The 22,792-nt window shown below is 68.8% G+C and carries 23 protein-coding genes; 7 read left to right on the top strand and 16 right to left on the bottom strand.

Features of this window, described 5'->3' with window-relative positions; all coding sequences use genetic code 11:
* Positions 1 to 116 precede the first annotated feature (116 nt).
* Both B0293_RS03635 and B0293_RS03630 read left to right on the top strand, forming a co-directional pair.
* Positions 117 to 629, top strand: coding sequence for a GNAT family N-acetyltransferase (locus B0293_RS03635; protein WP_005163745.1), 513 nt, complete (start codon positions 117 to 119; stop codon positions 627 to 629).
* 87 nt (positions 630 to 716) lie between these two features.
* The gene (locus tag B0293_RS03630; RefSeq protein WP_209437333.1) at positions 717 to 1,310 is read left to right on the top strand and encodes a hypothetical protein; all 594 of its coding nucleotides are present in this window, start codon (positions 717 to 719) and stop codon (positions 1,308 to 1,310) included.
* Here B0293_RS03630 and B0293_RS03625 read toward each other — a convergent pair.
* Positions 1,307 to 2,086, bottom strand: a complete 780-nt coding sequence (locus tag B0293_RS03625; RefSeq protein WP_005163759.1) for an endonuclease I family protein — start codon at positions 2,084 to 2,086, stop codon at positions 1,307 to 1,309. The genes B0293_RS03630 and B0293_RS03625 overlap by 4 nt on opposite strands.
* Before the next feature lie 184 nt (positions 2,087 to 2,270).
* On the opposite strand from B0293_RS03625, the gene B0293_RS03620 reads away from it, so the two are divergent.
* Positions 2,271 to 2,681: a hypothetical protein gene (locus tag B0293_RS03620; protein ID WP_005163767.1), complete on the top strand. Its 411-nt coding sequence runs from the start codon at positions 2,271 to 2,273 to the stop codon at positions 2,679 to 2,681.
* On the opposite strand, the gene B0293_RS03615 is transcribed toward B0293_RS03620, so the two are convergent.
* From B0293_RS03615 to B0293_RS03595, 5 genes are all read right to left on the bottom strand, one after another.
* Complete coding sequence (locus tag B0293_RS03615; RefSeq protein ID WP_005163769.1) at positions 2,666 to 3,481, bottom strand: class I SAM-dependent methyltransferase; 816 nt, start codon at positions 3,479 to 3,481, stop codon at positions 2,666 to 2,668. The two genes, B0293_RS03620 and B0293_RS03615, sit on opposite strands and share 16 nt — an antisense overlap.
* 9 nt (positions 3,482 to 3,490) lie before the next feature.
* Complete coding sequence (locus B0293_RS03610) at positions 3,491 to 3,946, bottom strand: GbsR/MarR family transcriptional regulator (RefSeq protein ID WP_005163770.1); 456 nt, start codon at positions 3,944 to 3,946, stop codon at positions 3,491 to 3,493.
* Between the two features lie 33 nt (positions 3,947 to 3,979).
* On the bottom strand, positions 3,980 to 4,915 hold the full coding sequence (locus B0293_RS03605; protein ID WP_143254469.1) for an alpha/beta hydrolase: 936 nt from the start codon (positions 4,913 to 4,915) through the stop codon (positions 3,980 to 3,982).
* 84 nt (positions 4,916 to 4,999) lie between these two features.
* The gene (locus B0293_RS03600; protein WP_039919186.1) at positions 5,000 to 6,202 is read right to left on the bottom strand and encodes an FAD-dependent monooxygenase; all 1,203 of its coding nucleotides are present in this window, start codon (positions 6,200 to 6,202) and stop codon (positions 5,000 to 5,002) included.
* A gap of 11 nt (positions 6,203 to 6,213) precedes the next feature.
* Positions 6,214 to 7,656, bottom strand: a complete 1,443-nt coding sequence (locus B0293_RS03595; RefSeq protein ID WP_005163773.1) for an MFS transporter — start codon at positions 7,654 to 7,656, stop codon at positions 6,214 to 6,216.
* An 89-nt stretch (positions 7,657 to 7,745) separates the two neighbouring features.
* Here B0293_RS03595 and B0293_RS03590 point away from each other — a divergent pair, with 89 nt between their 5' ends.
* The 4 genes from B0293_RS03590 (at position 7,746) to B0293_RS03575 (ending at position 10,610) form a co-directional block, all read left to right on the top strand.
* Positions 7,746 to 8,396: a TetR/AcrR family transcriptional regulator gene (locus B0293_RS03590; RefSeq protein WP_322789235.1), complete on the top strand. Its 651-nt coding sequence runs from the start codon at positions 7,746 to 7,748 to the stop codon at positions 8,394 to 8,396.
* Positions 8,397 to 8,419: 23 nt separating this feature from the next.
* Positions 8,420 to 8,857: a PPOX class F420-dependent oxidoreductase gene (locus B0293_RS03585; RefSeq protein WP_039919187.1), complete on the top strand. Its 438-nt coding sequence runs from the start codon at positions 8,420 to 8,422 to the stop codon at positions 8,855 to 8,857.
* A gap of 71 nt (positions 8,858 to 8,928) precedes the next feature.
* Positions 8,929 to 9,447, top strand: coding sequence for a MarR family winged helix-turn-helix transcriptional regulator (locus tag B0293_RS03580; protein WP_005163779.1), 519 nt, complete (start codon positions 8,929 to 8,931; stop codon positions 9,445 to 9,447).
* Between the two features lie 14 nt (positions 9,448 to 9,461).
* Complete coding sequence (locus tag B0293_RS03575; protein ID WP_005163785.1) at positions 9,462 to 10,610, top strand: cytochrome P450; 1,149 nt, start codon at positions 9,462 to 9,464, stop codon at positions 10,608 to 10,610.
* On the opposite strand, the gene B0293_RS03570 is transcribed toward B0293_RS03575, so the two are convergent.
* The 10 genes from B0293_RS03570 to B0293_RS03525 form a co-directional block, all read right to left on the bottom strand.
* The gene (locus tag B0293_RS03570) at positions 10,597 to 11,604 is read right to left on the bottom strand and encodes a zinc-binding alcohol dehydrogenase family protein (protein WP_209437334.1); all 1,008 of its coding nucleotides are present in this window, start codon (positions 11,602 to 11,604) and stop codon (positions 10,597 to 10,599) included. The two genes, B0293_RS03575 and B0293_RS03570, sit on opposite strands and share 14 nt — an antisense overlap.
* A 597-nt stretch (positions 11,605 to 12,201) precedes the next feature.
* Entirely contained in the window at positions 12,202 to 13,695 is a 1,494-nt protein-coding gene (locus B0293_RS03565; RefSeq protein WP_005163787.1) for an isochorismatase family protein, read from the bottom strand.
* Entirely contained in the window at positions 13,682 to 14,335 is a 654-nt protein-coding gene (locus B0293_RS03560) for an SRPBCC family protein (RefSeq protein WP_005163788.1), read from the bottom strand. Before B0293_RS03560 ends, B0293_RS03565 begins: the two co-directional genes overlap by 14 nt.
* Positions 14,332 to 14,832 carry a (2Fe-2S)-binding protein gene (locus tag B0293_RS03555; protein WP_005163789.1) on the bottom strand — a complete coding sequence of 167 codons (501 nt, stop codon included), beginning with the start codon at positions 14,830 to 14,832 and terminating at the stop codon, positions 14,332 to 14,334. Before B0293_RS03555 ends, B0293_RS03560 begins: the two co-directional genes overlap by 4 nt.
* Entirely contained in the window at positions 14,829 to 17,222 is a 2,394-nt protein-coding gene (locus tag B0293_RS03550) for a xanthine dehydrogenase family protein molybdopterin-binding subunit (protein WP_005163790.1), read from the bottom strand. The genes B0293_RS03555 and B0293_RS03550 overlap by 4 nt, the downstream gene beginning before the upstream one ends.
* A complete protein-coding gene (locus tag B0293_RS03545) occupies positions 17,219 to 18,085 on the bottom strand; it encodes an FAD binding domain-containing protein (protein ID WP_005163791.1) in 867 nt (288 codons plus the stop codon). Before B0293_RS03545 ends, B0293_RS03550 begins: the two co-directional genes overlap by 4 nt.
* A complete protein-coding gene (locus B0293_RS03540) occupies positions 18,082 to 19,482 on the bottom strand; it encodes an MFS transporter (RefSeq protein WP_005163792.1) in 1,401 nt (466 codons plus the stop codon). The genes B0293_RS03545 and B0293_RS03540 overlap by 4 nt, the downstream gene beginning before the upstream one ends.
* Positions 19,483 to 19,517: 35 nt before the next feature.
* Positions 19,518 to 20,789 (bottom strand): FAD-dependent monooxygenase, encoded by a 1,272-nt coding sequence (locus B0293_RS03535; protein WP_005163794.1) that lies wholly within the window; start codon positions 20,787 to 20,789, stop codon positions 19,518 to 19,520.
* A complete protein-coding gene (locus tag B0293_RS03530; RefSeq protein ID WP_005163796.1) occupies positions 20,767 to 21,564 on the bottom strand; it encodes a maleate cis-trans isomerase family protein in 798 nt (265 codons plus the stop codon). Before B0293_RS03530 ends, B0293_RS03535 begins: the two co-directional genes overlap by 23 nt.
* Entirely contained in the window at positions 21,561 to 22,607 is a 1,047-nt protein-coding gene (locus tag B0293_RS03525; RefSeq protein WP_005163798.1) for a M29 family metallopeptidase, read from the bottom strand. Before B0293_RS03525 ends, B0293_RS03530 begins: the two co-directional genes overlap by 4 nt.
* Positions 22,608 to 22,792 lie beyond the last annotated feature (185 nt).

The following is a 22,792-nucleotide window of genomic DNA, read 5'->3' as shown; positions in this document are numbered from 1 at the left end:
CCGCCGTTGTGGCCGGTACCAGGATCCGATGTGTAGCAGCCGCAGGGTACCGTCGGCGGGTGGCCGAGCTTCAGCGGCGGGGCACGACCTCTTCCCCTGTCACGAAAAGGAACGACATGCACGACCTGCGCCAAGCCCGCGTATCCGACCACAGCGCGATCGTCACCCGCGTGCGACAGTGGTGGGGCGACTCGCGGACTCCCGAACAGGCCCGCGAGCTTTCCCTTCTGCTGCCCAAACTTTTCTTGCAGTTCTTCTCCGGCACGAGCCTGGTGACGGAGGACGAAAACGGGATCAGGGCTTTCCTCGTCGGCTTCCACGCCCCCGGCAACGACGTGGAGGCGTACATCCATTTCGTGGGTGTGGATCCGGCGCTTCGCGGCCAGGGGACGGCCCGCCGTCTGTACACGGCTTTCTTCCAGCGGGCCGCCGAGGCGGGCCGCAGCGAAGTGCGGGCGATCACCTCGCCGGGCAACACCGGATCCATCGCCTTTCACCGCGCCATGGAGTTCTCGCTCGAACCCGGTGACCGAACGGTCGACGGACTGCCGGTCCACAGTGACTACGACGGCCCCGGCCAGGATCGCGTGTGCTTCTTCAAGAAGATCACCACGGACCAAGCGCATTAGGGCCGCCACAGAATTCGGCAGACAGGACGGGCGGGGTTGAGCGACACTTCCCAGGTGATCACGATGCAGCCGGTCTTGGAGGTCTCCGTGTCTGACGGCTTCGATCTCTGGCCTGTCACCGACGTCGGTTCGTTCGGCTATCTGGCGCTCAGCGGCGAACTCACGCCGTTGGAGGTCGGGACAGCGGTGATGCGCATCGCCCGCTGCAACGACGTCGACCCCGAGCAGGACGACCGCCCACCCCGGCCCGCCGACCCGATGGGGTCGTTCCTGCACGGCTTGCTCACCTTCGACTCGCTCTTCGCGGCCGGCGGGTTGAGGGTGACGGACAGCGTCACGGGCGTGACGTTCCTGCCTGGCTGCTGCAACGGTCTCGAAGACTGGCGCGAGTGGCACCAGGTCCTCGAGAGCGAGTGGCAGATCGGGTTCGGGCACGATCCCGATCCTGGCGCCGAACGCCGCGGTGAGACCGTCCTGCTGACCGTCGACTGCGAACGATCCGACAGCCCGGTGATCGAGCTGCCCGCCCTCGAACTCCGGCGGCTTCTCGCCGGAGCCGAGGACGACCTCGCCGGTTTCCTTTTACTGGCAACAGATTGGGCCGACCGAACCCTGCCTCACCATGCCGTCCCGGTCGTCACGGCCCTCGCTCGCGCCCTGGATCTGCCGCCGCCCCGCTAGCCGTAGATGGAGGCGGCCCATTCCGGGTGGTCGATGAACGGGTTCCGGTTGTGCTGGAACTTGTCGAAGATGACCTGGTTGCGGCGCTGCTCGGTGGCGTCCGGCGGGTCCTGGGTGTTCCACTTCAGCAGGACGGAGAGGCGGCCGATGTTGGGCTTCGAGCCGTTGTCGACGGCGTCGTTCGGTTCCAGGTCGGGGAATCCGTCGGTGCCGTCGTAACGCACGCCCATGTACAGGATCATGCGGGCCACGTCGCCCTTGACCGCGTCCCGCGGCTCGAACGAGTCGTCGTCGGTCAGGCTCCCGGGCGCTTCCTCGACCGGGGACCCGCCGGCGTCGAAGTCCTTGTTCCCGCGGGTGCTGTTGACCGACGCGTCCTCGGCCCGGAGGTGGTGCAAGTCGGTGCCGGGTCCGGTGGCCGTGCCGAAGTCGCCGTGCGACTTGGCCCAGACGTGTTCCCGGTTCCAGTCGTCGACTCCCCCGCCGTTGGCCGTCTTCGCCTGCGAACGGCCGCTGTAGAGCAGGACGACGTTCGCCGCGTTGGCCGGATCCTCGTCGGTGGCCCTGATCCCGTCCCACACCTGTTCGTAGGTCAGTTTGGTGTTGTTGCCGATGATCCCGTGCAACGCCGCCTTGAGTTCGGCACCGGTCTTGCCCAGCGCGTCCTGGTAGTAGTCGTCACCGGAGGCCGGCCCCGCGAGGGCTGGTGGCACGACAGCGATTCCCAAGGCGGCGCCGAGCGCGAGAACCAGCGGGATACGGCGGACTGGCTGCATGGACAGTTCCTCTCCCCAGAGGCGCCGACCCGGATCACCGTCTGCACAACCACAATCCCGGCAACGCACTAGTCGTTTGGTTGGAAAAATACTGTCATGCATGTCAAGGAAAACCACCTCCGAAAGTAGTATGCATACGCGTATCATCTACGGTGTCATATCATCATGGACACGAGGAGAGCGCGTGCTCAGAAGCAAGTGGATCATCGGCCCGGCGGCGGACTTCACCGGAGAAATACTGGTCAGCGTCACCGAGTTGACCTTGAACGACTTCCGGCGAACGCCCGGCGCCTATCGGGCGGGTTACACACTCAGCCGCGAGTGGCCGCGGCTCACCGGCGCGGTCGGCGTGTGGCTGTGGGCCGAACCGCTGCGGCGGCGCCTGGGGTCGGTCTCGGTCTGGTGTGACCGCGCCGGCCTGCGCGGTTTCGTCGGGCTCCCCACGCACGTCGAGATCATGCGGAAATACCGCGATCTCGGGACCACTCGCGCCACCACCTGGCACGCGACCGACGTCGACCCGCAGGTCATCTGGCAGACGGCGGACCGGTGGCTGAAAGACCGGCAGCCCCGCCCTTCTCAGCCGAACCGATAGCGGAGTACGCGAGTGCCTTGCCGGGACAGGGCGACGCTGTGGCTCATGAGTCGGGTCACCGCACGCAGCGGCTGAGGGAAATCGTCGACCTCCGGGGCGCGGGCGAGCAGTTGCTCCTCGGCCAGGGTCAGACCGGCATCCCAGGTCTCGGGGTCGCGCGGGTCGTCGAAGCCCTGTGCGGCGGTGATCCCGATCGTCCTGATCGTCGGGTGGTACTTCATCGACCACGCGGCGAACCGCGTGTAACCGTTGACGGCGAGTTCGCCAGTGCCGAAATGCGCGGTCAGGTCCCGGACCATCCGCTGGAAGGAGTCGCCGGGCAGGAACGGCAGCAGCCCTTCGGCGACGATCATGGCTGGCCGGTCGCGCGGCAACGGATCGAGCCAGCCCCGTTCGGTCAGATCGGTGCCGATGCGCAGGGATCGATCCGGGAGGAACCGCTGCCGCAGGTCGGCGATGTCGGGAAAGTCGACGTCGTACCAGTCGACACCGGCGGGCGGATCACACCGGAGCACACGGGTGTCGAGTCCGCAGCCGAGATCGAGCACGACGGCGTCGGGATGGTCGGCGACGAAGGCGCGGACAGCCTCGTCGAGTTTCTTGGCACGCGAGGCGGTGCCACAGATCAGGCTGGGCTTGAGTTTGAGCTTGGTGAAGTCGTAGTCGATCTGCTCGGCGATGTCGATGGAGCGGGCGTCGCCGAGAATCGGGTTGGGAAGTCCGGCGTCCAGAGCCCTCGCGTGGAGGGTGAGCAGGAGCGTTTCCCGGAGCGGGTCCAGGTCGAGTCGAAGGCGTTGCACGAGAGGTCCCTAAGTTTTCGGAGGATTGCGGGCCGCGATGTCGCGAAGCCAGGTCAAGGCCTCCTGGGCGGCGTGGATGCGTTCGGTGTGCGCCCCTCGGCCGCCGACGAGTTTCATCCCTTCGTCGGCGATGTCACCGAAGGCGCCGAGGCTGTCGAGTTTGCGCTGGATCACCTTGTGCCAGGCGTCGTCCTCGATGCGGTAGTACGTCGTGCGGTCACCGGGCACTCGGACCTTGCGAACGAGGCCGATGGTGGTGAGGAAGCGCATGTTCGAGGTCAGCGAGGCGCGACTGGCCTGGATCGTCTCGGCGATCTGGCCCGCGGAGCGTTCGGGCGGGTCGCAGATCATCAGCAAGCCGAGGATGCGCCCGGTGATCGGCGGGAGCGCCCATTCCTCCACGCAGAAGGTGGCCACCCGCTCGACCCACCGCAGCACCTCGTCCTGCTTGTCCTGTTCGGACATCGCCCGTCCTCCTCTGCCGACTTCTCGGGGCTGTCACTGTGTCATGACGGCGACCGGCTCGGCGGCGGGTGTCGGAGTGACGGCGCGGATCACTCGAAGGTGGCGATCGAACCAGTCCACGGCCAGCGCCATCGCCTCGTCGAGACCCGGACCGGTGTAGAGCCCGAGGACGTCGTAGGGCAGCACCTCCAGCCGCTTCGGTTCACCGGCCTTGGCGTACGCGCTCTGCGCCTCCTCGAGCAGGTGGTACGGGTCCCAGCCACCATTGGCGATCATCAACAGCGGAGTGGGCGCCAGCCGGTGGATGAGATCTTCCGGGGCGAAGGTGAGCAGCTGCTCGGTGGAATCGAGCGTCTTTTCGTTGCGATAGGAAGGAAACATCTTCGCGGCCACGTCCGGCGCGTCCCGGACGGACTCCCCGTCCAGGCTCAGGTGCGGGACCCGAGCACTGGCACCGCCCTCGTAGCGGCGCTGCCAGTCTTCGTCCAGCCGGTCTCGCAGCGCGTGCACACCGGCATGCCCGACCAAGCGCTCCAGATACCGCCACCCGTTCCACACACTCGGGCTCTGCACCACGACACACTTCGCGCGCCTGTCGAGCACCGCGGCCTGCACCGCGACCGATCCCCCGACGCTGACACCCCACAACCCGATTCGCGCCGCGTCCACCTCCGGCCGGCCCTCCAGGTACGAGATCGCGCTGCGGAAGTCCTCCACCTGCCGTAGCGGATGGTCCTGACCTCGCGGCTCTCCCTCGCTGGCACCGACAGTGCGGTAGTCGATCGCCAGCACGGCGAAACCGGCACGCACGAAGTAGGCCGCGAACACGGCCAGTGCCTCCTTGACCATCACCCCGCTGTGTCCCAGCACCAGGCCGGGCACCGGGGAATCCACTTCTGGCAGGTACAGATCACCGGCACATGACGTGCCGAGACTGTTGAACGTCACTTTCCGCGGAGCCTGATCCATCACCGTCAACCCTCCTCGAGAACTTGCTAGCCATTTCAGTATTGACTGAAATGGCTAGCAAAGTCAACGTGGGTTTCGGAGAGGTCAGGCGCCCTGCGCCCCGGCGAGAGGTTCGGGCAGAGTGAGGGCGGTGTGCGCCGGTCGCCCGGTGTCCGGTGCCGAGGTACTCAGGCCGCGAAGCCGCCTGGTGCGTTGCGCGAGGGCCTTGGCGGTGACCGGGAAGAGCGCCGCCTCGCCCACGCCGACCTGCGCTTGATTCAGCTCGACGAATGGCCGGGTTTCGCCTTCGTAGGCGACGAAGGCGTCGCCGTGGTCGCGATGGGCGGCCAGGGACCTGGCCAGCATGTAAGCGCCGACGAGGGCGAGGCTGGTTCCCTGGCCTGTCAGGAACGACGGCGAGTAGGCCGCGTCTCCGACCAAACCGATCCGGCCCTGAGACCAGCATGGCAGGTGGATCTGGCTGACGGTGTCGAAGAACAGGTCGTCCGCCTCGCGCAGGGCGGCGATCATGGCCGGGATCTCCCAGCCGTCACCGGCGAAAGTCGAGGCGACGAGGTCACGTTGCGCCTCGGGATCACGGAGTAACTCGCGCGGCGGCTCCGGGCGGGCCGCGACCAGGAACCCGTGGACCTTGTCGCTTCCCTTGACGGCGTAGAGCGCCGCTCCTCGGCCAGGCTTGTTCCAGAGCACGCCTTCCCGCGAGAGCCCGAACTCGTTGGGCATGGTGAATCCGGCGAAGCAATATCCGAGATAGCGGTGGAACTTGTGCTCGGAACCGAAAATCAGCTCGCGGGTGCGCGAGTGCAGGCCGTCGGCCCCCACCACCAGATCGAAACCGCGCCGCGTCCCACCGCGGAAGGTGACATCGACGCCGTCCTCGTGTTCGGCGAGCGCTTCGATGGAGTCGCCGAACACGTACTCGACGTCGTCGCGCGTTGCCCCATAAAGGATTTCCGCCAGATCCCCGCGACGCACTTCGACGTCACTCCCCTCGACCCCGCCGACGACCGCCTGCGGATGCACCGACGCCACCTCGTGACCCTCGGCGTCGACGAAGGTCAGCGAACGCGTTTCGATATGCGCTTCCCGCAGCCGCGGCAGGATTCCCATCCGGCGGGCCACTTCCAGCGCGGTGCCACGTACGTCGATGGGATAACCGCCGCCACGCGGTCCGTGCGCCTTCTCCACCACGGTCACCGCGAATCCGTACCGCCGCAACCAGAACGCGACGGCGGGGCCGGCGATGCTCGCGCCGGAGACCAGGACCGTGCCTTTCGCTGTGTTCATTTCCTTCTCCCTCAATGAGATGCCGTCAACGGCGTTTTGTGGATACGGCGCGACTTTCGCACCAGAAGGACGACGAGTACCGCGGCGATCGCGAACGCGGCGGTGGCGATCGTGATGTAGGTGAAGACACCCGTGCCCGAGTTCACCGCTTCGCCGCCGACGGAGACGGTGGTCGACTTGAGCACCGCCGAGCCCACGAAGTCGAGGACCACCGATCCGATCGCGACGACGACCATGACCAGGCTGGACACGATGCCCTGCCGGTCCGCGGAGGCCAGGCCGCCCGCCACGTTGAAGCCGGAGGTCCCGAGGACGCCGACCGTGAAACCCAGCAGGAAAGCGAAAAAGACCGCGACGGGGAACTGGGAGACGCCGAAGAACATCCCGACGGTCCCCACGGTTCCGAGCGCGATCCCGCCCGCCAGGGTCACGACGGGCCCGACGCGGGTGGCGAGCGCCCCGGCGACCGGTCCGCCGATCATGACGCCGATGCCGGGCGCCGCGAGCAACAGGGCCAGCGTTCCCTGACCCGCCAGGCCGTATCCGAGTCCCCGCTCCCCCGGCACATCGCTGACGAGCGGGATGAGCTGAAGCATGCTCTGGTACGAACCGGTGCTGAACACGAGCACCAGCAGCGTGAGCACCAAGGGCACGCCGAGATTCCGGACGTCGATCAGGGAATCCGGCTTCCGGCTCGAAACCAGGAACCACCTGGCGAAAGCCGCGACGCCGCCGACGAGAAGAATCAGCGGACCGACGGCGAACCAGCCGAATTCCGAGCCGAGGCTGACGTAGCTGAGCACTCCGGCCAGACCGCCGCCGAGCAGCAGGGCGCCGCCGACGTCGATCCGGCCCGGTGTCTTGAGCGCGGATTCGGGAATGACGTTGTGCACGCAGATCGCCATCGCGATCGCGACGACGGCCGAGATGAGGAACAGGATCCGGAAACCGAACTCCGCGGCCAGTTTCTCGGTGAGGAAACGGGAACCGATGTTGAGCACCGCGGATCCGGAGGTCACGATGCCCACCACGATCATCGCGATCCGGGGCGCGCAGACCTCCCGGACGATAGCGACGGACAGGAACAGGGCGGCGACGGCCGCGCCTTGCAGCAGGCGCCCTGGCACGAAAATCCAGAGGCTGGGGGCCACCGCGCAGACGAGCGCGCCCGCGCAGCTGAGCAGCAAGGTCAGCACGAGCACCTTGCGCTTGCCGTGGACGTCGGCGCTCTTGCCGAGCAGCGGCGCCCACATCACGCCCGCCAGCATCGCGCTGGCGTTGATCCACGCCGTCTGGTCGGTGCCGAAGTGGTCGAGCATTTCCGGAAGGACGAGCAGCGGCGCGGTGATGGCCGTGTCGACCATGAAGTTGACCAGGACCAGGACGGCCACCAGGCCGATGAGCCGCCCGGTCCACCTGGTGTGCGGTCCTGCGTCGATCCTGCTCTCCTGCATGAAGGACTCCTTGTGCGGGATTCAGGGAGACGGCCTGCCCGCCTCAAAAACTACACTACACAGTGCAGTGTTCTGGAACTGAGAATACGATGAGAACCATGGCGACCCCGAGAGCGACCGCACGGACACCGGGCCGGCGACTGCAGGCCGAGACCAAACGAGCGGCCATCCTTGACGCGGCCGAGGCGTTGTTCGTGTCGGACGGCTACGAACTCACCAGCGTCGACGCGATCTCGGCGCGGGCCGGGGTGTCCAAACGCACCGTCTACGACCACTTCGGCGACAAGCAGACCCTCTTCCGCAGCATTCTCGGGCGTGCCAACGACGCCGTGGTCGCGACCGTGCGCAAGGCGATCGACGAGGAATTGATCGACGACAGGGACATTCGCGACGCCTTGCTCGGCTTCACCCAACGGGTGACCACGGGGATGTTCCCCACTTCGGACTACGCGACGTTCAGACGGCTGAGTTCGCAGGCCCCGATGGCACCACGGCTACCGGAAGCGGCACGCGACCAACCTGAGCAGATGATGGAGGAACGCTTCGCGAAGTTCGCGGCGGACGGCAAGCTCAAGCTGACCGATCCGCGGCGCGCCATGCAGCATTTCGTCGCCTTGACGATGCGTTTGGTTCTCGACGTGACCGACGAGGACCAAACGGGAGCGGTGGGCGAACCGGAGATCCTCGATATCCTCACCGATGGGGTGGAGGTGTTCCTGCGCGCCTATCGCCGGGTTTGATCGAAACGACACCGGAGGTTCTTGTGGCTGGGTTGAACGAACAGATCCGCGCTTGGGTCGCGGCGGCGAAGTTCTGGCATCTGGCCACGGTGAACCGGGACGGTTCGCCCCACGTGTCGCCCATGTGGATCGACGTCGAAGGCGATCACATCGTGTTCAACACCGCCGTCGGCCGGGTGAAAGAAGAGAACCTGCGCCACGATCCTCGCGTTTCACTGTCCTGTATGGACACTGACAATCCGTACGACCGGGTGGTCATCCATGGCCGGGTCGTCGAGTTCGTCGAAGGCGACGAGGCGGAACTGTGCATGGACCGGTTGGCGAAGAAGTACGTCGGGACCGATCGGTTCGAATGGCGTGTCCCGGGAGAGCGGCGGGTCAAGATCCTGGTCGAGCCGACCCGCGCCCGGCACGTCGTCGGAGTCGAACCCTTCCGGCGCGGCACCGAGCCCGGCGCCTGATCACGCGAACTACACCTTCGGCAGGTCACGAAACTGGCGAGTTACATCGTTTTCGATGTATCGTTTCCGATATGAAGGCCGGTGAGCTGTACCTGCTCGGCAAGCACCTGATGGAACTCGCGTCCCAGGGCATGCGCGACGACGCCGATCCCGAGGTGCCCGAGATCTACCTCGTGCTGATCTCGGTGGTCGTCGAAGCGCCTGGTCTGTCGATCAGCGAACTGACCGCGCGCACCGGTTTCGCGCAGAGCCATGTCTCCGCCGCCGTCGCCCGGCTGCGTGAGCGAGGCGCCCTGCGCACGCAGCCGGATCCGGCGGATCGCCGCCGCACCCTGGTCACCCCGGTCGACGGCCTGATCCAGGCGGTCGCGCGACGCCAGCAACGTGACGCCGAGCAGGTCCTCGCCGCCGCGCTCACCGAACTCGACCCGGACGCGGATTCGGTCCCGGAGCGCGCCGCGCGCCTGACCCAGGCGGCCGACGAGCTGTACCGCCTGCTCACCGCGCGAGCGCTCAAGGTGGGCGGTGACTCAGCGCTGATGCCGCTGCACTCGCTCGCCGAAGAGGCGACCGGCAAACCGAAGAAATGAAGGGGAGGAACAACATGGACTACCCGTTCGCGGCGCCCGAACCGATGCGCTGCCCGCCCGAACTCGTCCGGAGACAGGCCGAGGAACCCGTCAGCCGCATACACCTCGCGACCGGCGAGGACGCCTGGCTCGTCACCCGCTACGACGACATCCGCGCACTGCTGGCCGATCCACGATTCCGCGTCTGGCTTCCCGGTGTTCCCGCGAGCGGGAGCGGCGATCTGCTCTTCACCATGAACGGCCCCGACCACGCGCGGCTCAAACGCATCGCGGGCAAGGCGCTCACCCCGCGCCGGGTGGAGTTCCTGCGGCCTCGCGTGGAAGCGCTCGCGGAAGACCTGGCCGCGAAGCTGATCGCGCAGGGTCCACCCGCCGAAGTCCTGGACGGGTACGCGATCCCGTTCGCCCTCTCGGTGCTGAACGAACTCCTCGGCGTCCCGCCGTCGGCGCGTGACGATCTGCGGACCTGGGCGGACGGCATGCTCGCGGTGTTCACCGCGCCGAGCTACGAGGAAATGACCGAGGCCGCCCGGAAACTGGGTGACTACCTCGCGGAACTGGTCGAGGCGAAGAGCCGCGCGCCCGGCGACGACCTGCTGACCGGGCTGCTCCAGGCCCGCGACGACGACGGCGACGCCCTGACACCGGACGAGGTCACCCAGCTCGCTTTCGCGATCCTTCTGGGCGGATACGTCCCGCCCGCGAACGCCTTGGCGCAGATCGTGCTGCGGCTGGCGGCCGACCCGGACCTGCCCCGCGGTCCCGCCACGATGCCCGCGCTGATCGAGGAATTCCTGCGCCAGGACCAAGGATCGGCCGCCGACCAGGGGCGGGTGGCGACCGAAGACGCCGAGATCGGCGGGGTACCGATCCGCGCGGGCGAGTTCGTCCTCGCTCCCCTGCGCGCGGGCAACCACGATCCCCGGCGGTTTCCCGAACCGGCGCGGACCGATTCCCTTCGCACGCAAGGACATCTCACTTTCGGCCACGGACCGCACCACTGTCTCGGCGCCGCACTGACCCGGCTACAACTGCGGACCGGCGTCACCGCGCTGCTGGCCGCCGCTCCCGGTCTGCGCCTCGCGGTGCCCTTCGAGGAAATCGCCTGGCGGCGGATGTTCCTGACGCTCCAAGGTCCGGTCGCGGTGCCTACCGACTGGTGACGCGGAGGACGGCCGCGCCGTTCACCCGGTCCGCGGCCAGGTCGGCGAGCGCGCGATCGGCCTGATCGAGCGAATACGGTCGCGTGCTCACCGCAAGGTGATGTTCTCCGGCGAAGCGCAGGAATTCCCGCGCTTCGGCACGCGTGTTCGCCGTGACGCTCCGGATCTGCCGCTCCTGGAACAGATGCCGCTGATAGTTCAGCGGAGGGACGTCCGACAGGTGGATGCCCGCGATCGCCAGTGTCCCGCCCCGGTCCAGCGCTTCGAGCGCGGGTGGCACCAGCTCCCCGACGGGCGCGAACAGGATCGCCGAATCCAGCGGCTCCGGCGGCGGCTCCGCGGCTCCCACCGCGGTGGCCGCGCCGAGGCCCAGCGCCAGCTCGCGCGCTTCCGCGCTGCGGGTCATCACGTGCACGGTGACCCCTCGCGCGATCGCCACCTGGGCGGTCAGGTGCGCGCTCCCGCCGAACCCGTAGACGCCCAGTCGCCCGCCTTCGGGCACGGCGGCCCGTTCCAGCGCGTGGTAGCCGATCAGGCCCGCGCACAGGAGCGGCGCGAGTTCGTCGTCGGTGTAGCCCGTCGGCAGCGGAAGCGCGTAGGCCGCCGGGACGACGGCGAATTCGGCGTAGCCACCGTCCTCGTCCCAGCCGGTGTAGCGCGAGCGCGGGCAGAGATTCTCCCTGTCGCGCAAGCAGTATCGGCAGCTGCCGCACGTCTCGCGCAGCCACGCGATCCCGACACGGTCGCCGACGGCGAATCCGGCGGCGTCACCGCCTGTGGCGACCACCTCGCCGACGACCTCGTGTCCCGGCGTCACCCCCGGCCGGTGCACGGGGAGATCTCCCTCGGCGACGTGCAGATCGGTGCGACACACCCCGCAGACCAGCACCCGGACCAGCAACTCCCCGTCGCCGGGCCGCGGCACGACCACCCGCGACCAGTCGAGCGGCCGTGAAGCCATCGGTCCGGGGCGGCCGACCCGCCAGGCGTGCATCCGCGTCGACGGTTCCGTCACGATCGGCCTCCTCAGGTCACTCTCGTCGTCCACGTCCAGGATGGTGCGCCCGCGGCGACGGCGCATCACCCCGCGGTCATGGTGTCGTGAGCGGTAAGTGGTGTTCTAGCGGACTCGTATTTACCTACCCATTGGTGTGGCCGTCGGTCGTGTGGAGGATTTGGGACGGTGAACGTCCGGAATCTTCCCCCGTGACGTCGTCTGTCACCGGTCGTGGCCGACGCGGGCAGGTAAACACCGGTCCGCCCTAACGCGACTTACCACTCACGACCCGCTCGACCGGCCACTCACCGCCACTGTTCCTCGGGCTGAAGGGAGGCAAGGTGACGGGTTGATGTGGCCGACGAGGCGCGAAGTGTCGCTCAGAGTGAGGGGTGTGTGGATTTCTGGTCATCTAACGCACCAAAATCCACACAGTCGGCGCCAAAGGTCCTGGTGTCGAGCGGAGCCACTGACCCGGCGACCCTGTCGTGTGGGTCGTGAGTGGTAAGTCGCGTTCTAACGGACTCGTATTTACCTACCCGGCCCAAATCCTTCATCGTCGAGCCGGGTAACCGTCGAACCATCACCCCGCGGTCACGACAGCAGTTTCCCCAACGCCTCACGCAGTGCCGCCAGGCCTTCGTCCGGCCGGTCCCAGAAGACCATGTGCCCGGCGTCCGGGACCTCGGCGAATTCGGCCGACGGGTTGCGCTCGGCGGCTTCGGCGGCGCCGGCGGCGGTGACGACCGGGCTCGCACCGCCGTACAGGAAGAACGTCGGAGCGGGCACCTTGGGCCAGTCGTCGAAGAAGTCCTCGGATTCGAACCCGGCGTGGGTGGCGGTGATCGCGGCGCGGGAGCACGAAGACAGCCAGCGAGCGCGCAATTCCTGTTCCCGGCGCGGCCATCGCGGCCACGAGCGGGCCACCTCGTCGGCGTCGGTCCCCCGGCGGGCTTGGCCGAGCTGCCCGAGGAAAGCGTCGAGAGTGGTCGGATACGGCCCTCGTCCGGGGCCGCTCAGCGGCGGGTCGACCAGCACCGTGCCGCGCAGGGACAGGCGGCCGGTGACCGCGGCCCGCGCGGCGATCCGCGCGCCCATGGAGTGCCCGAGCAGGATCGGATCGCGCAGGCCGAGTCCTTCCACGACCGCGTCGACGTCGGCGGCGTAACTCGCGAGGTCGTAACCGTGCGACGGATCCGGCGCGTCGTCGGACAGCCCGCGGCCGCGGACGTCGAGAACGAGCGGGCGCACGAGATCGGTGAGGCCGCGCGCCACGAAGTCCATCGTGACGGCGGGGCTGGTGATCCCGGGCAGTACGAGCACCGGGACGCCGTCGGCGGGCCCGTAGTCGAGCACGTGCAGCCGGACCGGACCCGACGTCACCCACCGGCTGGTCGCGGGCACGTCACCGAGGTCGGCCAGGGCGGGCTGGGTGAGCGTGCGGCGATCCGCGGTTTCCTCGAGATACGCCAACGCGTCGTCCAACGCGACGACGTCGGCGTACTTCGCCTGCAGGTCGAACAACGCGGCATCGTGCGGCCTCTGGGCACGGTCACCGCAGGCCTCCCGGACGACGAGCGTGTCGAATCCGGACTGGACGGCGTCGACGGCGGTCGCCCGGACGCATCCCGAAGTCGTGGCGCCGCAGACGAGAACGGTGTCCGCGTCCAGGCCCGAAAGAAGGGCGGCCAGCGCGGTTCCGTGGAACGCCGACGCGCCCTTCTTCACGACGAGGTGGTCGCCGTCCCGTCGATCGAGGCGGGGGTCGAGGGCGACGGCGTCGCTTCCTTCGCGCAGCGCCCGCATCCCCGGTGCTTTTCGTAGCCAGGCGACGGAATCCCCGTCCGCCTCGGCGGGTGTGTAGGCGATCGCGGTGTAGATCACCGGGAAGCCGTGTCGTCGGGCTTCGGCCACGAGCGACGCGGCCGCGGTCACTTCGGCGGTGAGGTCGGCTCCGGTGGGGAAATCCGGTTCGGTGAACCCCCGGGTCAGGTCGACCACGACCAGCGCCGGACGGGATCCGCGCGGCACCGCGGCGCCGAACCCGGCCCGCTCGTAGACGCTGTCGGACTGCTCATCGACGGGCACGCTGTAACTCCTTGATCAGTTTGTCCTGGGTCCGGATCCGGCCCAGCAGCCAGCCCTGGAACAGGCCGAGCGCCGCGGCGGCCGCGATGACGCCGTAGCGCTTGACGCCCGCGGGAAGCAGCATGGCCAGTCCGTCGACGGCCTCCGGAGCGGCAGCGGGAACGACAGCCGCCGCAGGCGCGGAAGCGGGGCCGGGCCGTGCCGCCAACTGGTCCGCGAGGTTGCGGGCGAACTGGTCGAGCAGCCGGGTGGACACGGCGCCGATCGCGCCCTTGCCGAACTGGGCGAGCTTGCCGCGGATCGACAGGTCGGTGCGGAGCTCGATGGTGGCGCCACCGGGCGCCTCGCGCACGGTGAGCGTGACCTCGGCTTCCGCGTCGCCGTTGCCGTGGCTGTCCGCTCCCCTGGCCAGCAACCGCAGTCGACGCTCGTCCTCGGTGACCTCGGTGAACCGCACGGTGCCGGAGTAGGCGGCGGTGATCGGGCCGACCTTGACCTTCACCCGGCCGAGATACGCGTCGTCCTCCTTGCCGTCCAGCGTCGCCCCGGGCAGGCAGCCCGCCACCCGCTCGACGTCGTTGATCAGCGCGAAGACCGCGCCGGGATCGGCCGGGACGGAGAGCTGGTTCTCCAGGATCACGCTGTCGCCTCCTTTTCCCGGTCGTGGCAACGACGGACGGCCGTCGCCTCGACCGCGTCCACGATCGTCTGATAACCGGTGCAGCGGCACAGGTTCGCCGAGACCGCCTCCCGGATCTCTTCGCGTCCGGCGTCCGGCCGCTGGGCGAGGAAACCCTCGGCCAGCATCAGGAGTCCGGGCGTGCAGAATCCGCACTGAAGCCCGTGGTGCGCGCTGAAAGCCTGCTGCAGATCGGAAAGTTCGCCATCGCGGCTCAACGACTCGACCGTGCGGATGTCGGCGTCCTCCGCCTGGACGGCGAACACCAGGCACGCCCGCACCGGTTCGCCGTCGACAAGGACGGTGCAGGCGCCGCACACCCCGTGCTCGCAGCCGACGTGGGTGCCGGTGAGCCCGAGGTCGTGGCGCAGGACGTCGACCAGGGTCTTGCGCGGCTCGACGAGCACCTCGTGTTCGGAGTCGTTGACGTTCAGGACGATCAGGTGCCGGTCGCTCATGTCGGGATGCTCATTTCCCCGTGGCGCACCGCGTCGAGGGCGGCGAGCACGGTCTGCGGATGTACCGGTGTCGCGTCGAGTTCGACACCCGTGTGGCGCAGGGCGTCGTTGACCGCGTTCAGCACGGCGGCGGGCGCGCCGATGGTGCCGCCCTCCCCCGCGCCTTTCGCGCCGTTTTCGGTGAACGCGCAAGGCGTTTCGAGGTGGGTGACGGAGATGTCGGGGATCTCGGTCGCGGTCGGGACTAGGTAGTCGATGAAGCTGGCGGCCGACGGCTCCCCGTTGGCCGCGTAGGTGATTTCCTCGAACAGCGCCCCGGCGATGCCTTGCGCGATCCCGCCGCGACACTGTCCGTCGACGACCTGCGGATGGATCACGACCCCGCAGTCCTCGACGCACGCGTAGCGCAGGATCTTGATCTGACCGGTTCCCGGATCGGCTTCGACGACCACGGCGTGTGTCGCGTTGGAGAAAGTGCCGTCGCCGGGCACGTCGAAACTCGCCGTGGCCGTCAGCGTGGGTTCGACGTCCTTGGGCAGCAGGTGACTGCGCAGGTAGGCGACGTCGGCGATCTCCTCGAACGACGCGCGCCGCTCCGGGTCGTCGATCTGGACGACGCCGCCGTCGCCGTCGAGGCGGACGTTGTCGGGGCTCGTTTCGAGCAGGTGCGCGGCGATCGTGCACAGCAGTTCGCCGAGTTTCCCGGCCGCGAGGGCCACCGCCGAGCCGCCGATCGTCACCGAGCGGGACGCGAAAGTCCCCCAGCCGTAGGCGATGCGCTCGGTGTCGCCCTGGCGGAGTTTGACCTGGTCGAGGTGCAGCCCCAGCCGGTCGGCCACGATCTGCGCCAGCGTCGTCTCGTGGGACTGGCCGTGGTTCATGGTGCCGCTGGTGACGACGACGGAACCGGTGGTGTCCATCCGGATCTCGGAGATGTCGAATCCGGGGACCACGGCCATCTTCCGCTTGACGAAGGCACCCGAGCCGTATCCTGTCCGCTCCGAGAAACAGCAGTAGCCGATGCCGATGTTCCTGCCCTCGGCTGCGGCGCGGTCCCGGATCTCGTACCACCCCTCGTCGCGGATCGCGGCCTCGGCCAGTTCGAGCGATTCGCGGTAGGTGCCGGGGTCGTAGGTGATGGCGTTGACGCCGGTGTACGGGAACTGGGTGATCACGTTGCGCCGCCGGATCTCGACCGGATCGAGCCCGAGTTCCCGGGCGGCGCGTTCCATGACCCGTTCGATCGCCATCACGTACTGGGGACGGCTGACCCCGCGATAGGGCGCCGTCGGTGCTTTGTTGCTCGCGATGGCGCGGGCGCGGACCCGGTACTCGGGCACCTGGTAGACGCTCGGCATCTCGGCCGACGCCATCAGCGGCTCGATCCCCGCCGTGAACGGGTAGCAGGAGTAGGCGCCCATGTCGCAGACGACGTCGACGTCCAGCGCGGTGATCCGTCCGTCCTCGTCGAACGCCGCCCGCGTGCGGTAACGCTGTTCCCTGGCAAGGAATCCGGCCGTGAGCGCCTCACGGCGGTCCTCGATCCACTTCACCGGCCGGTTCAGCCGCCGGGCCGCCGCCGCGACCGCGATCTCCTCGCGGCCGACGACGCATTTCTGGCCGAAGCCGCCGCCCATGTCCGGGACGGTGACCCGGATGACGCGTTCGGCGACCCGCAGCGAACGGGCCATCGCCGTGCGCACCTGATGCGGTACCTGGGTGCACATCTGCACGAGCAGCTGGTCGTCGCGGTCGTCCCAGGACGCGACCACTCCCCGCGTTTCCAGCGGGAGCGCGTTCTGCCGACCGCTTTTCGTGATCACCTCGACCACGGTGCGAGCCGACTCGAACGCCGCGCCGACGCCGGGTGTGTCGAACATCGAGACGTCGACCAGCACGTTGCCCGGCGCTTCCTCGTGCACGAGCGGCGCGCCCTCGGCGAACGCCGTCTCCTCCGAGACGACCGCCCCGAGCGGCTCGTAGTCCACCACCGCGGCCTCGACACCGTCCTCGGCGCTGTACGGATCGCGTGCGACGACCAGCGCGACCGGTTCTCCGGTGAACCGCACCTTTTCCCGCGCGAGGATCGGCATCGCGGTCGGCGAGAACTCCTCGGGCGGACGGTCGAGCAGCGCGACGATGTCACCGAGCTCCAGGTCCGCCGCCGAGTACGCGGCGACGACCCCTTCGACCGCCAAGGTGGCCGACAGGTCGATCCCGGTGATCGTGCCGTGCGCGACCGTCGAGCGGACGAACGCCGCGTGCAGCAGGCCGGGCAGCTGGATGTCGTCGACGAACCGGCCCCGGCCGGTGAGGAAGCGGGGGTCTTCGCGCCGGGGCACCGACGCCCCGACCCAGCGCCCGTTACGCCCGTCGAACCGCGCGGTCATCGCGTTTCTCCTTTCTCCCAGGCCTCGTGCAGCGCCTGGGTGACGAGGGTTCGCGCCAGCCGCCGTCGGTAGGCGGCGCTGCCCGCCGCGTCGTCGGGCGGATCGATGGCCGCCGCCGCGGCCTCCCCGCATTCGGCGAACAGCTCCGGTCCGGGGATGCCCCCGGCGAGTACGGCCTCGGCCTCGGGCACCCGGACGGGCGCCGGTGCGACGCCGCCGAGTACGACCCGTCCCCCGGTCGGCTGATCGAGGCTGACAGCGGCGTCGACGATCGCGAAGTCGCCGTGTCGGCGGGCGAACTCGGTCAGCGCGGCCTCCGGCGCCGGCCGGGTGAAGGTCACCGCCGTCACGACCTCGTCCGGTTCGACGGCCGTGGTGTAGAAGCCGTGGAACATCTCCTCTGCCGGGATCTCCCGGGGCCCGCCCGGGCCTTCCGCGACGATCACCGCGTCGAGCAGCAGCGCGAGCAGGCACCATTCCGCGGTCGCGTCGCCGTGCACGATGCTGCCCGCCACCGTGCCGCGCGACCGGATCGGCAGATGTCCCACCCAGCGCATCGCCCGGGAGAGCACGGAGAAATCCGGTCCCAGCTCGGCGGTCTCCACCGTCCGATGGGTGACCATCGCGCCGATCGTGAGACTGGAACCGTTGTGCCGCAGAGAGTTCAGCGCAGGTTCGCGGCGCAGCGGGCCCAGATCGACCAGCGCCGTCGGCCGGGCGAGCCGGAAGTTCATCATCGGCATCAGGCTCTGGCCGCCGGCGATGAGTTTCGGGTCCTCGCCCGCGGCGGCGAGCTCGCCGAGCAGACCGACGGCGTCGGTGACGTCGTGGGCCCGGTGGTAGCGGAAGGCGGCGGGCTTCACAGAGCGGACCTCGTGGCGGAAGGCGTCTCGGTCACGGGTCCGGGGGTCTCGACGATCCGGTCCAGCTCGCGACCGCGGGTCTCCGGCGCGCCCACCATCATGAACGCGACCGCGGCCACCACGAGGACACCCAGCACGGTGAAGGTCAGCGGCAACCCGAGCACCGGCCACAGGACGCTGCCGAACAGCAACGGCGCGAACCCGGTGATCGCCCGGCTCGACGACGACGCCCAGCCGAAGCCCGAGGCGCGGAGTTCGGTCGGGTAGAGCTCGGAGACGTAGGCGTACATCACCGGGATGACGCACAGCGCGAACAGACCGAACGCGCCGATCGCCACGACCGCCGCCGCGGGCGAGTCCAGGAGCAACGAGAACACGACCAGCGACAGCGCGGTGAGCGGCCCGGCGACGGCGATGATCCGCTTGCGGCCGACCTTGTCGACCAGGAGCACGGCCACCGCGACCCCGACGATGCCGAGCGCGTTCATCAACGCGGTCGAGGCGAAGGCGGCGATCTCGCTCAACCCCTGCGCCTTCAGGATGGACGGCATCCAGCTGAGCGCGGCGTAGTAGACGAGCATGACGCTGATGAACAGCGACCACGCGACCGCCGTGATCCTCGGGTTGTACGCCCACACCCGGCGCAGCTGGTCGAACGCCGCCGCGATCGCGCCGCCGCGGGTGTCCTCCACCACCGCGGGCGGGATCGAATACGGCTCCGGTGCCGTCCCGGTGCGGCGGACGAGGTCGTCGATGACGGCGCGGGCCTCAGCCTCGCGGCCCTTGCGGACCAGGTACAGCGGTGATTCCGGCACACCGCGCCGGACCCAGAACAGCAGCAGCGCGGGAAGGATCATCAGCACCAGCATCCAGCGCCAGTTCCCCTGGACGGGGAGCAGCAGCGTCGCGGTGACGGCGGCCAGCGTCGTCCCGACGGGCCACCAGCCGTCCATCGCCGACAGGACGCGGCCGCGATGGCGGCGCGGGGAGAACTCGCTGACGATCGCGTAGTCGACCGGGATGCAACCGCCGAGCCCGATACCGGCCAGGAACCGCAGTGCCAGGAAGGTCTCGACGTTCGGCGCGAGCGCCCCGAGCACGGAGAACAACGCGAACAGCAGGAGCGTGACGCTGAACGCCTTCTTCCGGCCGATCCGGTCCGCGATCGTGCCCCAGACGACCGCGCCCACGGCCATGCCGATCAGGTTCGCGGTCGCCACCAGTCCCTTGGTCCCGGCGGACAACCCGAATTCCGTCCCGACCAGCGGGGTGAGGAACCCGTTCAACGCGACGTCCCAGGCGTCGAACATGTAGCCCAGCCCGCCGATCAGGAAGATCTTTCCCTGCACGCTCCAACGCCAGGGCAGGTCCTGGACGATCTGATCACCAGTACGCATGAACCGCTCCGTTGCGATTTGCCGACCAGCGCGCCTCAGCGGGCGAACTGGTAGTGGATGGACTCGGTGTCGGGGTCGGTGAGCGGGCTGCCGTTCCACAGCCAGTCGTAGGACACGTCGGATTCGCCGTCGAAGCGCCGCAGCTTCTCGTCCCGTTCGCGCTGCTCGGGACCGTCGGGCAGATGGTAGAAGTCCATGTTCTGCAACGAGGCGTCCTGGACCATGCCCGCGTGCTTGGCACGCCGGTCGACGTAACGCACCAGGGCTCCGTCGATCCCGTCGCGCGTGACGCGGCCCAGCTCCTCGGCCAGCACGGCCGCGTCCTCCATCGCCTGGGACGCGCCTTGCGCCTGGTAAGGCAGCATCGCGTGGCACGCGTCGCCGAGCAGGGCGACCCGGCCGTCCACCCACACCGGATCACGGCGCCGACGGTACATCGCCCACACCGAGACGTCCTCGTCCTTCGCCTTGGCCAGCATGGCCGGGACCCGATCGTCCCAGTCGTGGTACTCGGCGGCGAGTTCGGCGGCGGTGGCGGGTCCGCTCCAGTCCCTGGCGACCGCTTCGGTGCACGGCACGATCGCGACCACGTTGAGGTACTCCCCGCCGCGGATCATGTAGTGCACCAGGTGTTTGTTGGGGCCGTACCAGATCGTGGAGTGGTAGCGGTCGGCCAGGAACCGGGTGGCGGGGTCCTGGGCGATCAGGTCGCCGGAGATCAGCGCCCGGTAGGCCATCTCGCCGGAGAACGCGAGCGTGTCGTCGAAGCCGGCGAGATCGCGTACCGATGACCGGATGCCGTCCGCTCCGACCACGACGTCGCCGGTGAACCGGCGCCCGTCGGCGGCGAGCACGGCCGGCCGGTCCGGCACCGTCCGGTCCAGCTCGACGACCCGCGCGCCGGTCACCACCCGCACCGCCGGACCGGCGCCGTCCGGGTCGAGGCAGGCGTCGAGCAGGACCCGGTGCAGGTCGGCGCGGTGGTAGTGCCAGTACGGCGCGCCGTATTGGTCGGTCACCCGCCTGCCCAGCGGCAGCTGGGCGATGATGCCGCCGTCCGCCCAGCGGCGGCGGACCTGGTCCTGCGGCTCCGTCCGCACCCGCTCCAGATCGGCGCGCAGGCCGAGTCCGATGAGGATCCGGCTGGCGTTGGGCGCGGTCTGGATCCCCGCGCCGATCTCGCCCAGTTCCGGCGCCGCTTCGACGACGGTGACGCGCAGGCCCCGCTGCCGCAGCGACAACGCCGCGCAGAGCCCACCGAGCCCGCCACCGACGACAACGACCTCAAACGACTGACTCGCGGCCATGCCCGCCTCCCGTCTTCGTCAAAGCTTTCGCGCCACTGAGCAGGCTTCCGGCGCCGGGCACCGTCGGCTCGACGCCGAGTTCCGACAGGATCCGGAACGTCGTGGCGGTCGCCGCCGACAGGACCGGGATCCCGACCTCGTCCTCCACCGGCTGGATCGCGGACAGCGACGGCATCTGGACACACGCGGAAAGCACCAGTACGTCCACATCGGACAGATTCAGCTTTCGGTGATGCTCTCGCAATCCGGCGGGATCCAGCCGGGCGACGGCGAGATTGTCCGGCACCTCAAGGGAAATCGCGTCGGCGACCTCGAACCCCGCGTCCTCGATGTAGTCCGCCACCGCCTTGGTCAGCGGCTTCAGGTACGGCGTGATGATCGCGACCTTGCGGGCTTTCAGCGCTTCGAGACCGGACAACAGCGCACCGGCGCTGGACACGACCGGCGACGCGCAGCCCTCCTCGCGCAGCACACGGGTGATGTCGTCCTCGGCGGTGCAGTGATACCCCGGCCCCTGGGCCATGATCGCGACCAGGCACGCGGTGGCGACCACGTCCGGCCGCGCGTCGGCGAGTTCGGCCGCCGCCCGGCCAGCCTGGGCGTTCATCGCCCGCAGCTGTTCGGGCTCGACGTGCCGCATCCGGGCCCGCGCGGAGTGGAAGACGAACCGGTCCCCCGGCTCGGCCTCCTCCCTGGCACGCAGCATCCGCGGCAACTCGGTCTCCATCGTGAGATTCGAGCTGGGGACGATCATCCCGATGTGGTGGTCGTTCATCGGCGCGCCGCCGGACGCATGTCGGCCACGGTCAGCTCACCGTTGTCGACGATCAGTTCGTCGTCCAGGTACAGGGAATTTCCGCGCATCGGGATGTCGAAGTGACAGGGCGTGTCGTTCGGGCCGCCCAGTTCGTTGTTGGGGCCGATGGAGAACATCACGTTGCCGTAGAAACTCCTCAGTTCCATGCCCATCCCGCCGGGGAACTGGGTCAGGCCGTGCCAGTGCGCGCGCTCGTCGAGCCCCCAGCCCACGTGGCTCATGCCGTAACCGCGGGGGTCTTCGAAGCTTTCGATGTAGGAGCGCAGCAGATCCGCGTCCAATCCGGACGATTCGGCGCCGCCGCGGATGTCGCGGATGAAACCCTGCTCGATGGTGATCTCCACCGGGGTCTGCACATAAGTGTTGAACGGCAGCAACACGTCTCCGGGCGAAAGCACGATCTTCCCGTCGACACCGTCGTCGGCGCCGCCGGTGAACACGAACGCCGCCGGCCAGTGATCCCAGCGGCCGGGGGTGTCGGTGTAGCCGTACTCGGACAGTGTCGGGTACACGCCGAGCTGATAGGTGACATCGGTGCCCGCCGGGCTGGTGATCCGCATCGTGCCCGCCTTGGCCAGCAGCTCGGCCCCGATCTCCACCCGCTCGCGCAGTTCCTTCGTCGGCATCAGCCTGGCCAGCAGCTCGGGCGGCTCGACGGCGGTGAGGATCCGGGTGCCCGCGTCCTGGATGGCGAACTGTTCCTTGCTGAACAACAGGAACGTGCAGTCGACCACCATGTCCACGCTCTTGAGCGCCTCGACGGCCAAGGGGATGTTCCCGAGCCCCGAGTCGCCCACGGCCCACGCGCCCGCGGCGCTGGACGGTGAAGGCAACCGCATGTGATAGGTCGAAGCGCCCAGCTGCTGGGCGGCCCACAGGAAGGCGTCGGCGTACTCCGCCCGCTCGCCGCCGCGGGTCAGCACCACCACGGTCTCGCCCTCGTGCACTCCCGAGAACGTCAGCTGGCGCAAGCAGATGTCGTTGAACAGGTTCTGGTCCATCGTCGAACACCTCCACACTAATCCGAGCACGTACTATCCGGATACGCAAGAGTTGGGCCCGGATCCGCTCTCTCGCCGTCCCCGAGGGGACCTTCATCCGAACACGTACTATCCGGATACGCAAGAGGTTGCGGCGGGCGGATGTCGGCGGCCTGCCCGTGAGCGACCGTCCGGACACGTAGGAT

The sequence above is a fragment of the Amycolatopsis azurea DSM 43854 genome (genome assembly GCF_001995215.1).
In the GTDB taxonomy this organism is placed as follows: domain Bacteria; phylum Actinomycetota; class Actinomycetes; order Mycobacteriales; family Pseudonocardiaceae; genus Amycolatopsis; species Amycolatopsis azurea.
The sequence above is the reverse complement of the archived record's forward strand: the minus strand, read 5'-3'. Positions and strand labels throughout refer to the sequence as shown.